The 10,490-nt window shown below is 69.3% G+C and carries 7 protein-coding genes and 2 pseudogenes; 4 read left to right on the forward strand and 5 right to left on the reverse strand.

All coding sequences use genetic code 11. The annotated features are described in order from the left end of the window. Positions 1 to 186, reverse strand: a pseudogene (locus IEZ15_RS46140) (hypothetical protein); the annotation flags it as partial. Positions 187 to 425: 239 nt separating this feature from the next. On the opposite strand from IEZ15_RS46140, the gene IEZ15_RS42480 reads away from it, so the two are divergent. The 4 genes from IEZ15_RS42480 to IEZ15_RS42495 all read left to right on the forward strand — a co-directional run bounded on the left by IEZ15_RS42480 (position 426) and on the right by IEZ15_RS42495 (position 3,574). Next, positions 426 to 2,048 carry a flavin-containing monooxygenase gene (locus IEZ15_RS42480; RefSeq protein WP_189282292.1) on the forward strand — a complete coding sequence of 541 codons (1,623 nt, stop codon included), beginning with the start codon at positions 426 to 428 and terminating at the stop codon, positions 2,046 to 2,048. A gap of 17 nt (positions 2,049 to 2,065) precedes the next feature. Further along, positions 2,066 to 2,572, forward strand: coding sequence for a hypothetical protein (locus tag IEZ15_RS42485; protein WP_189282293.1), 507 nt, complete (start codon positions 2,066 to 2,068; stop codon positions 2,570 to 2,572). 317 nt (positions 2,573 to 2,889) lie between these two features. Continuing rightward, on the forward strand, positions 2,890 to 3,108 hold the full coding sequence (locus IEZ15_RS42490; RefSeq protein ID WP_189282294.1) for a hypothetical protein: 219 nt from the start codon (positions 2,890 to 2,892) through the stop codon (positions 3,106 to 3,108). 151 nt (positions 3,109 to 3,259) lie between these two features. Then, positions 3,260 to 3,574: a GrpB family protein gene (locus IEZ15_RS42495; protein ID WP_268250514.1), complete on the forward strand. Its 315-nt coding sequence runs from the start codon at positions 3,260 to 3,262 to the stop codon at positions 3,572 to 3,574. 182 nt (positions 3,575 to 3,756) lie between these two features. Here IEZ15_RS42495 and IEZ15_RS46145 read toward each other — a convergent pair. The 4 genes and pseudogenes from IEZ15_RS46145 to IEZ15_RS42515 form a co-directional block, all read right to left on the reverse strand. After that, positions 3,757 to 4,114 (reverse strand): annotated as a pseudogene (locus IEZ15_RS46145) (transposase); the annotation flags it as partial. Between the two features lie 1,122 nt (positions 4,115 to 5,236). Next, complete coding sequence (locus IEZ15_RS42505; protein ID WP_308427515.1) at positions 5,237 to 6,007, reverse strand: PaaX family transcriptional regulator C-terminal domain-containing protein; 771 nt, start codon at positions 6,005 to 6,007, stop codon at positions 5,237 to 5,239. Positions 6,008 to 6,973: 966 nt separating this feature from the next. Continuing rightward, a complete protein-coding gene (locus IEZ15_RS42510) occupies positions 6,974 to 9,280 on the reverse strand; it encodes a M20/M25/M40 family metallo-hydrolase (RefSeq protein WP_189282296.1) in 2,307 nt (768 codons plus the stop codon). A gap of 223 nt (positions 9,281 to 9,503) precedes the next feature. Further along, positions 9,504 to 10,358, reverse strand: a complete 855-nt coding sequence (locus IEZ15_RS42515) for an alpha/beta fold hydrolase (RefSeq protein WP_189282297.1) — start codon at positions 10,356 to 10,358, stop codon at positions 9,504 to 9,506. Positions 10,359 to 10,490 lie beyond the last annotated feature (132 nt).

Genomic DNA, 10,490 nt, shown 5'->3' on the forward strand with positions numbered 1-10,490 from the left:
GTTGCTGGTGCCTGTGGCTGCGGCGAAGAACGGTGGCAGTGTCCGGGGGCCCTTGAGGCTGATGGCGCTGGTGGTGGCTCGTAGTACGCGTGAGACAGAGGGTTCGGCCAGGTCGGTGGCGGCGGTTTCGGCCAGTGCGGTCCGCAGGGCGGTGTCGTCGGTCACGTCCACCTGCAGGGCCCGCATGGGTGCACCACCGGCACCGGCGAGGCGGTGTACCAGTCCCTGGGTCGCTTCAAGGCGTTTGTCGGCTACCACGATCTCGGTCGCATTGGGCAGCCGGCCGCCACCCGCACCGCCACAGCCCCCATCGCACCGGGTCCGCCGTGCGCCAGTATCCTCATCCACTCACCCCTATCTAGTTCATTACGATCGAATGTTATACGATCGATTCGTGAGTGAGCAATTCTTGGTGAAGGAGGATCATGACCGACCAACAGTTCACGGACCCGGCTCAGCGCGCACCAGGGGTGCTGCAGGCTCATGGCACCGTGCAGGGTGACGCCGTGCGCGGACGTCACGTACCCGTCGTCATCGTCGGTGCGGGATTCTCTGGGCTTGGCACGGCCATTCGGCTGCTGCAGGAGGGCCACCGGGATGTGCTGATACTGGAACGGGCCGACGAGGTCGGCGGTACCTGGCGGGACAACACCTATCCCGGGTGTGCCTGCGACGTGCCCTCGCGCCTGTACTCGTTCTCCTTCGCGCCCAACCCGGCGTGGAGCCGGCGCTTCGCCCCGCAGGAGGAAATCGAGCAGTACCTGAGGCGCTGTGTCGACGAGTACGACCTGATGCCGCGCCTGCGACTCGGCTGCGAACTGCAACGCGCCGCCTGGGATCCTGAGCGGCAACGTTGGGACCTGCGGACCAGTACGGGCCCGCTCACCGCCGGGCTGCTGGTCCTGGCTCAAGGTCCGCTGTCGGAACCGGCCGTTCCCTCGTTTCCCGGCCTGGACGACTTCACCGGCGAGACGTTCCACTCCGCCCAGTGGAAGCACGACCTGGATCTGAGCACCAAGCGGGTGGGAGTGATCGGGACCGGCGCGAGCGCCATCCAGTTCGTCCCCCACCTGCAGCGCGAGGCCCGGCAGGTGACCGTCTTTCAGCGAACTCCGCCCTGGATCGCGCCGCGCCGTGACCGGACGATCCCGCAGTGGCAGCGACGCCTGTTCCGGCTGGCGCCGCCGGTACAGCGACTGGCTCGCGGCTGGGCGTACGCGGCCCGGGAAGCCACATTGCCGGCGCTGCTCGGCAACCGCACCATGGCCGCCTTCGGCCGGCGCGAGGCGCTGGCCCATCTGCACCGCCAGGTCGCGGACCCGGAGTTGAGGGCCAAGTTGACCCCGGACTACGAACTGGGTTGCAAGCGGGTCCTGCTGTCCGACAATTACTACCCGGCACTGGGTCAGCCCAATGTCGACGTGGTCACTGATCCGATCACGCGCATCGTGCCCGACGCGGTGTTCACCGCGCCCACCGACGCGGCGCAAGACGGAGATGCCAACGCCGAGCACCCGGTGGACGTGCTGATCTACGGAACCGGATTCCGCGTCACCGACGCCACCTACTCGCAGCACGTCATCGGCGCCGACGGACGGTCCTTGCACGAGGTCTGGCAAGGCAGCCCGCAGGCCCACCTCGGCACGACCGTCGCCGGCTTCCCGAATCTGTTCCTGATGGCGGGCCCCAACACCGGCGTGGGACACACCAGCCTCATCTACATGATCGAGTCACAGATCGACTATCTGCTCAGCTGCCTGCGGCTGATGCGCAGCCGAGGCCTGGCCGCCGTGGAGGTGCGTGCCGAGGCCCAGCGCGCATTCAACGCCGAACTGCAGAACCGGATGACCCCAACCGTCTGGGCCGCGGGCGGCTGCGTCGGCTGGTACCAGGACCGCACCGGCCGCATCACCTCCATCTGGCCCGAGCCGACATGGCGGTTCCGCCGCCGCACCCGAACCCTCGACCCGCGGCAGTACGCGCTGACCGTGGAGTGCGACGCCCCGCCCGCGCCTGTACCCGTCGGACCTGGCCACACGGACTCCTGAGGGGTGGGTTCAAGATCGTGACGCATCCTCGTGCCCGCAGTAGCCGGAGGATCCTGCTCAAGGAGGTGCTCGTTCCTACCGCACTGAGTCGTACCCCGGCCACCCGCCTCTTTGCTGCCGAAGCGCTGAGCGCCGTGCTGTTCTCGGTGCCCATGCTGCTGGTCACCACACCCGGCCACCTCAGAGTGCCCGACTGGGTCCAGTTACTGGGGCTCGGCCTGCTGCTCACGATGATCGGCGCCGTCGTGCACGCTTGGCGGTTGACCATCGCCGACGAGCTGATTCCCACCGGGCGAGCGGACATGGCGGCCGGAGGAGTCGAACGGCGCCTGCGCGAACAGTTCAGAGCGGAGCGGCGGTTACGCCGACTGCTGGTCCTGTATCCAGCCGTGCTGGTGATTTTGCTGCCGGTCCCCGACACCTGGGTGACCTTCTGGTTCTGGTCTACGCTGCTGGCCGCCGCATCCGGGCTGATCTCGCTCGGCCTGCTGCTGCGTGCCGCCGGCCGTCATGAGCGCCCGTGATCAACGCCGTGGGCAGGGGCGCGGGGCATCTCGTCGGTGTACACGCCATAGCAGTTGATCCGCACTGCGCCCGTGTCGATGCCGTGGGCCAGTCGGGCGACGGCTACCGGGTCATGGCTCCGGTGCGGGTACGCCAAGCCGAAGGCCTGGCCCGCGAGTGCGTGCTGTGGCGAGGGCCATGGCCCTCCCGGTCATGTGAAACGGATTCGGCCGCCGCTCGCCCCGGGTTCCCTTCGGACTCACTGGGGGCGGCGCCCCGAGATAGCCGTGTTTGCGAAAGCGGAAAATCTATTTGATGACGCCTAAGATGCGGCTGGGTGGCCACCGATGATGCGGACCGGACCAGCGTTTTCGGGGCACGGGCGGTCGGCAAGGTATCCGACGCGAAGGCGCTTGTGATCGCCGCTGCAGGGCAAGGTGCGGCGGCTGCGTTCGCACTCAATCATGACCTGGTCGCGCAGGACATCGAGCGTGCCGTGGAGAACAGCAACCCCTCGTCCCGGACGCCGCAGCACGTTCCGCAACGAGCTTCGTAAGCCACCCCGCGGCGGCAGCCCGCTTTCGGCGACGGCAAGGAGTCCGTCAAGCCGCAAAGAGACGCGCCGGGGGGTGCCGGTCCGGTCGACGTAAAGGATTGGCCGCGATATCGAACCGACCGCCTGCCTTCTCGACTCCCGGAGCATCAAGATCCGGGAGGAAACGTATGCTCCGCAACTCACCGCACTCGGCTACGACCTCACGGTGCGCGAGCCGTGGTGGCACGAGCACCGCATGCTTCGGCTCGCGCACCCACGCGTGAATCTTCACGTGTTCGGGCCCGGTACGCCCGAACTCTCCCGGCACCTGATGTTTCGGGACTGGCTGCGGTCACACCCGGACGACCGTGACTTGTACGTGAAGGCGAAAGCAGCTGCCGCGCCCGGTGCCCGCCATGCAATGGAGCACAACTTCAGGAAACACGCGGTGGTGGAGCAGACCTATGAACGGATGTACGCGGTGTAGCGCCAGCCTTGATCGTTCATGAGCCCCGTCAGCTTGCTGGCGGGGCTCATGCGCTTATGTGGTGCGGCTTTCCCCGGGCCGGGCCGGGACAGGGGGAGGGCCCGGTTGTCGCGTCGGGTGGGCGCAGGGTTCCACTTTTCCGGGTGGTGCAGGGTTGTTGGGATGCTCGAAGTGGTTGGCCAGCCGGGGTTCGGCGGGCTCTGCACCTGGTCGATTACTCCCGTGATGACGTCTCCAGGGCCCTCGGAGACGGCCGGTGGTGACGAGTTGGGCGGCGGCGCAGAACAGGCGGAGGCGAAGCCGTGGGTTCCCAGCGGCTGGTTCGGCGGTCGGGGCGAGCATGGGCATCCAGGCGAGGAGGCCGAGTGCGATGAAGACGATCTCGAGCCAGATCAGATTCGGTGCGGTGTCGTGCAGGGGCAGGTTACGAAGGCCGGTGTCGCGGGCGTTTCGGATGCGGCCCTCGCAACGGGTCCGCCTTCGGTGACGCAGCTCAAGGTAGGTGAGCCGGCCGCCTTTGGTGTTGGTTGCGAAGGCGGTGGAGAAGACGGCGCCGGCCTGAAGTTCACCCCATGCAGTGCTGTTCTCGATGACCTCGGCTACGTCCTGGAGTTCAAGGAGGGGCATTTCCTCAAGCCGGTTGCGCGGCCTCTCCGTTCCCTCGGTCGGTTCGGTGTACCGGTCGGCGCGGGTCGAGATGAAGTCCAGGGCGCTGCGCAGGAGTCCGGCCCGGCCGCTGAAGTGGTAATAGACCAGTCCGGTCGACACCCCGCGCCTCTGCGGTGACGTTCTCCACCCGGAGAACGCGCACGACCTGCTGGGCGATGCTGCGGGTGGCGGCACGGAGGATCTGGATTCTGCGGTCGAACATGGAAGGGCTGGTACCGGCAGGGTCGTCATACCGGGGACCCCGAGAGCCGGAACAGGAGTAATGCGACGGGCTGCCGCGGGATTTTCGCCGACAAGAAGTCCGGCAGGAACGACTTGCGCCTCAAGCTGAAGGTGTGTCACGCCTTCTTCGCCCGCCGGCGACATCCCCGCCCCGGTCCCCCTCGCTCACCTGTACGGGCGCTCAACACGGTCGCCGAGCTCCGCGGGCGAGGCATCGGCCAGTCCCCGCACGAGGCGCTCGGCACTGCCACGCCCGGCGGGCACCTGGTTGGTATGTGCGAAGAAGAAGGCCCGAAGCTGAAGAGGGGGCCGGGCCGGGACCGTCTCCATTCTCGCCCCTGTCCCGGGGATCCGAGTCGTACGTCGTGAGTGCTGGGTGCGGAAGACGCGAGCGGAGCTCGGCGGCGTACTGCCCCCTGCGAGCCTGGTACTGGCTCAGGTCCCGCACAGCGGGCGGACTGCCTTGATCCTGCGGGCCGACTGCCCCGGCCAGGGTGCGTAAGGCGCGGTTCCAGGTGGCGCACGTCCGCTCGATGCCGACCTGGTGAGCCGAGGGAGGGCGATGATCCACGCCTTGGCACCCAGCTCCGCGCTCACCCGTTGCGCGCCGCCCTGCAGAATCAGTCGGGTCGCCCCACTGGGTGGGGACGGAGATGTCCACCGTTGGGCCTGCTGAACGGCGCCGTCGAATCCGGTCGGCCGCGGACTCGAGGCCCTTGCCGAGCGCGGGGGAGGACTCCTGGCACCAGTCTGCTGCTCGCCGATACGCACTCAAGCGTCGGTGATCTGCCTGACCGCTTCGCCGTAGAGGCGAAAGAGGCGGACGTGCTGCTCTTCCGCTGCGCCGACCTTCTCGAGCCGGTCCAGGAGCTCCCAGCACCGTGCGACGAGTCGGCGTGCCTCGGTCCCCGGCCAGGGCTGGGGGAGGAGTTCGGGCGGCAGAAGAGGGTCCGGCTCCATGGCGCGGGTGAATTCGGCGGCCAGCTCGACCGCGACGGTCAGCTGCTGAGGACTGGAGAGGCCTGCCTCGTACTGGAGTTGGCGCAAGCGCGGCTCGGCCACGGAGGCGAGTCGCCGATAGCGATCGGCGATCTCGTCCTGCGGCCACAGGGTGCGAGCAAGCACCGCGGGATCGCGCACATCGCCCTGACGCAGGTCGTCGGTGGTCAGGAGGGTGAGGCGGTCGAGGATGCCGAGCCGGCGAGCCTCGTCCTCGACGTAGGGTTCCCATGCGTTGGCGCTGACGTAGAGGCCGCCTTGGACGGGGGCGCCGCCGAGCCGGGTGAGTGCGCTGCGCAGTGTGTCGCGCGCTGTGCGAGTGGCTTCGGGTACAGCGAATGCGACCAGGTGCCAGGTGCCATCCCAGGGGGCAAGGCCCGCGTCCTGCCGGAAGGCGTGCGTGACGAACTCGACGTCGGGCCCCAGAGCCTGCTTGGTGGCGCCGGTTGCCCGCAGCAGTGCTTTGCGCCCTCTGCCTTCCTGGACGAAGCGGCGTTCGGCTACCAGCCGCTTGATGCACAGACGCACCTGCTGGTCGGTCATGCCGAGTAGGGGGGGCGGCGTCGTAGAGCTCGCCGGCGTCGACGGTGTGGTCGGTACGGATCAGCGCCTCGACGAGCATGCGGGTGGGGACCTGGACGGGTGCTGTCGGCGTGTGGAGCGGATCGGTCTCGGTCATGAAGTGGTGGGCCTTTCTGGTACGTGAAGGGTGCGGCGCTTCGTGGTGACCGAGCCGAACCTCAGCAGGTCGCGCAACCAAGGGGCGTGCTCGGTATGCACGAGACGGTAACCGTGCCGCTCGTACAGTGTCCTGGCGCGGGGGTTCACGTCGAACACGTCCAGTCTGGTCTCCCGCCGGCAGTGCTCCGCCGCCAGTGCGGCCACCTCCTGCGGGAGGGGCTGCCGACGTCTTCGCCCAGGGCCTCGGTTGATACCGCGATGCCGTCCGGTATCAGCCGGCCGGGGCGGCGTGCGCGTGAACAGGCCCAACAGGGCCAATCGCCAGGCGCCGGAGACCGTTCCGTAGGCGCGCAGGACGTCGCCGGCCGTGCCGCCGGTCAGCGCCCGGCCCGGGTAGCAGTAGCCGACTGGGTCAGTGAGCGGATCAGTTGCCCGGGCAGGGGCCGGACAGTGGCGATCCTCCGGGCATGGCCCTCTTCTGCGGGCGTTGGCGAGGTGAACCCGGTCGGGCTCGCGCAGATGCCGGGACGGAGGCCGGGGCGGTACCACCGTGGTGACGGTGGTACCGCCCCGTACCCGGATCTGCGCGTGTTGCCCGTTGCGTCGCGCGGTCCGCTCGCTGATGGCGACGGTCCGGCGTGCCTCTCAGCCGTTCGGGCCCTGCTCCATGAGCTGGGAGTGTGCCTCTCGCTCACGCGTCGGCCTGGGGCCGTTGAGGTACTGCCCGGGTCTCCTGGGTCTTGAAGTCCGTCGCATCCCCCGAACCGGAGTGTTGCGGCGACCGCTGGAACGGATGGATCTGTGAGGCGGGCCTTTCGTATGGTGCGGTCAGAGCCGGAAGGTCCGTACGACGAAGGTCTGGCCGGCGACCGATGGCCAGCTCGCCCAGCTCCGGTCCGCATCCGGGGCGGGCGCGCCGGCCCCGTCCGGCAGGCCGACTGCGGTGGACACCACGCGGAGCGGCAGGGGGCCCTTGCCGCGGGTGCGGATGACGACCTCGATGCCGTCCGCGGGCGGGGCAGCGTAGCTGAAGCTCCAGTCCCAGTCGCCCTGCGGATGCTTGGGACCGCCGGCGAGCTTCGCGCCCTCGACGGTGGCGTCGAGGATCTGGTGGTCGCCGGTGTCGGCGTGGACGTCGATGCTGTGGGCGTCGGCGGGGGCCTGGATACGGACCCGGATCGTGCGTACGCCGTCGGCCTCGGTGGCTGAGGCGTTCTTGGTACGCGGGGTGTCCAGGGGTGCGGCCTTGGCGGCTCCGTTCGAGAGCGCAACGCCGGCCAGCGGGGGGATGCGGTCGTCGTAGCGGGCCGGTTCACCGGTGAGGATCTTGCCGACAGCGGGCTGGGAGGTGTCGCCGAGGCTGACCCAGGTCGCCTTGCCCGTGTCGGACTCCAGGACGTATCCGAGGCTGACAGGCCGGGGCTCGTCGGCGCTGTAGCCGTCCAGGGCCGTACCCACGCTCAGCGTGCCCACGCCTGCCACCGCCACCGCGAGCATCCCGGCGGTGACCGCCCGGCGCGGGGGAAGCGGCTCCAGCAGGCTCAGCAGCAACGCTGCGAGCAGCGCCGCGAGGACCAGTGGGGCGGCGGTGAGCGACAGCCCCAGGGCGGGCAGCAGCAGGAGTACGACCGGCAGGACGAGCGCCACAGCCGGTACGGCCGTCACCGCTCCGGCCACCGCCCGCCACGGGGAGTTGACAGATGTGAACCGCAGCGGCACGGCGACGAACGCCAGTCCGATCAGCGCCGGCCAGGTGAAGAGGTAGGCGGCCCCGGGCAGCAGCACCGCGCAGACCACGGCGAGCAGCGCGAACCATCCGAGCACACCCACCACGATGTCTAGCGGTGACGCCTTGCGGCGGGCCCAGCGGTACCAGGCGACGAGCAGCACCAGGAGGAGCAACGCCTCGCCCCACGCGTACCGGCCGAGGTGGAACATGCTGCCCTCGCTGAGCACGAAGTCCGGTCGGGCCAGGCCCAATGCCCACCATCCGGCCAGGCCGATGACCGCCGCGCCGATCAGCGTGAGCGGGAAGGTCATGGCGGCCCGTCCGGCCCCGTCGGGGGACAGCCCGCGGCGTCGGCCGAACCACAGCAGCAGCGGCACGCCCAGGAGGGTCACCACGGCGAGCGGCAGGACCAGCCATGCCGGGTACGACACGACTGTGGCGAACAGGGAGAAGTACGTGGCGTCCGGGCCGCTCCGCGAGAGGTCCGACCCACCGAGCTGGCGGACCGCTGCGAGTGCCGCGTCCCCCATGTCCTGCACGCTCGCGGGGTCGAGCCGGGCGATGTCGTCGTGGGCGGTGTGGTAGTGCGCGGAGCCGTCCATGAAGGCGAAGTTGAGTCCCCGCATGCCGGCTTCGTCGAAGACGGTCAGGTCGGTGTCGTTGGGCAGCAGTTCGTAGATCGCGGCGGAGAACGATGTGGTGAGTGTGCCGGAGGCCCGCACGGCGGGGGCGAGACCGGTTCCCGCCATCTGGAACATCACGACGGGCCCGGAGGGGCCCCGGCCCTCCATGTTCACCACGACAGTCTGCTGAGGGACGGCGGCCCGGCGCGTGCCGGCCTCCGCGTCGACGAAAGCCTGCGCGCCGAGCAGCCCTTGCTCCTCGCCGTCGGTGAACAGGAGCTCGATGTCGTTGCGAAGCTGAGGTCCGGCCTTGAGGATGCGGACGATTTCGAGGATCGCGGCGACGTTGGAGCCGTCGTCGGCGGCGCCCGGGGCGATCGGCACGGAGTCGTAGTGGGCGACGACAAGGACCCGTCCGGTGGACTTCTTGCCGGGGATCGTGGCGTGGATGTTGGAGACGGACCCGACGATGGCCGGGTTGCCGTCGGCCCTGGAAGGAGCGACCCGGGTCTGGACCTCGGGCCGCAGTCCCAGCTTCCGCAGCTCACCGACGAGATACTCCCGTACGTCCGACTGCGCGGCCGAACCCGCCGGGTGCGGAACCTTCGCGATGCCGCCGAGCCGTGCAACGGCACGGGCCGCCGAGAAGTCGCCGACGGGGGCGGAGGCCGGCCGGGGCTCGGCAGTACGCAACGGCAGCATGGCCGCGACAGCCGTGAGGAGCAGCAGCAGAAGGGCGGCCAGGGCCGGTATCCGTCTGCGCATCATGGTCAGGACCTGCACGGATATACCTCATAGCAACGGTGGGATGGGGGCACGGGGCCGGTACGCACCGGGCCGCCGGGTTGACCGCGATGATCCGCAGTCCGACGGCGTAGCGCCCACCGGCGTGGCCGCACAGCAGCAGCCGGTCGGTGTCCGGCGAATGTCCCGGAGACGATGAAACTGCCCGAACCGGTCTCGGCGGCCCTGCGACCTCAGTGACATCGGCGTCCTGGTTCGGGTCCTATGGACCGTCCCAGAACGAGCCGAGCAGAACGGCGAGCTCGTCGACGCGCTCGATCTGCGGCATGTGGCCGGTTCGGGAGAACAGGTGGGTGCGCGCCCGAGGAAGAGCGGCAGCGGCGTTGACAAGGTGGGTGGCCGGCAGGATCCGGTCGTGGGTGCCCCAGACAACGAGCGTGGGGATGTCGAGCGCCGAGACCTCGGTGAGCAGCTCCTTGCGCCAGCCGCGGCGTACGCCGCGCCACGAACCGAGGGCGTGGGCCTGGCGCCGGAACGCTCGTGCCGCCCCTTCGCGGCGGGAAAGCGCGAGTGCCAGAGCGACCCGTTCGGGCGTGGCGAAGGCCGGGTTGTGGAAGATGGAGCGCTCCGACAGCAGCGCGCTGTCCGCATGGGGACGCAGTAGTAGCCGCCAGAGCAGCGGAAGGTCGAGGATGCGCAGCGTCCAGGTGACCTCGCGGCCGAACCCGGCACTGTCGAGCAGTGCCAATGACGCCACCCGCGCGGGGGCACTGGCGGCGAGCCGCATCGCGACGGCGCCGCCCAGTGAATTGCCCACCACATGGGCGCCCAAGGGAACCCCGAGCACCTCCAGGGCCGCTTCGACGTGCTTGGCCAGTGATGCGAGGCCGCAGTCCGAGAGGGCCTGCGACTGCCCGAAGCCCGCGAGGTCGATGGCGATCAGCTGGTACCCGCTCAGGGTGGCCTGCAGCGGCTCCCAGTCCTCCAGGCTTCGGCCCAGTCCGTGCAGCAGGATCACGGGCGGACCAGTACCCGTCGCGGCGTAACGGACGCGACGTCCCCCGACCTCGACGAACTCTGTCGCCTGCACGCCGACTCCTGGTTCCAGCGATTGCATCGAGCATCTCCTCGTTTCAGCGGGTTGGGGTTATGTCGGTGATCACGCTGTCGTGGGAGGCGTGGTTGTCGGAGAGGTGGGGCACGTGGCGGGCCAGGTCGAGGAAGAATCGTTCGGGTTCGATGACGGTTT

Source organism: Streptomyces atratus (genome assembly GCF_014648655.1).
Lineage (GTDB): Bacteria > Actinomycetota > Actinomycetes > Streptomycetales > Streptomycetaceae > Streptomyces > Streptomyces atratus.

Bases quoted from the DNA above. Each gene is read 5' to 3' on its own strand.
- IEZ15_RS42480 (WP_189282292.1), top strand. From the start codon at position 426: ATGACCGACCAACAGTTCACGGACCCGGCTCAGCGCGCACCAGGGGTG.
- IEZ15_RS42505 (WP_308427515.1), bottom strand. From the start codon at position 6,007: ATGACCGACCAGCAGGTGCGTCTGTGCATCAAGCGGCTGGTAGCCGAA.
- IEZ15_RS42515 (WP_189282297.1), bottom strand. From the start codon at position 10,358: ATGCAATCGCTGGAACCAGGAGTCGGCGTGCAGGCGACAGAGTTCGTC.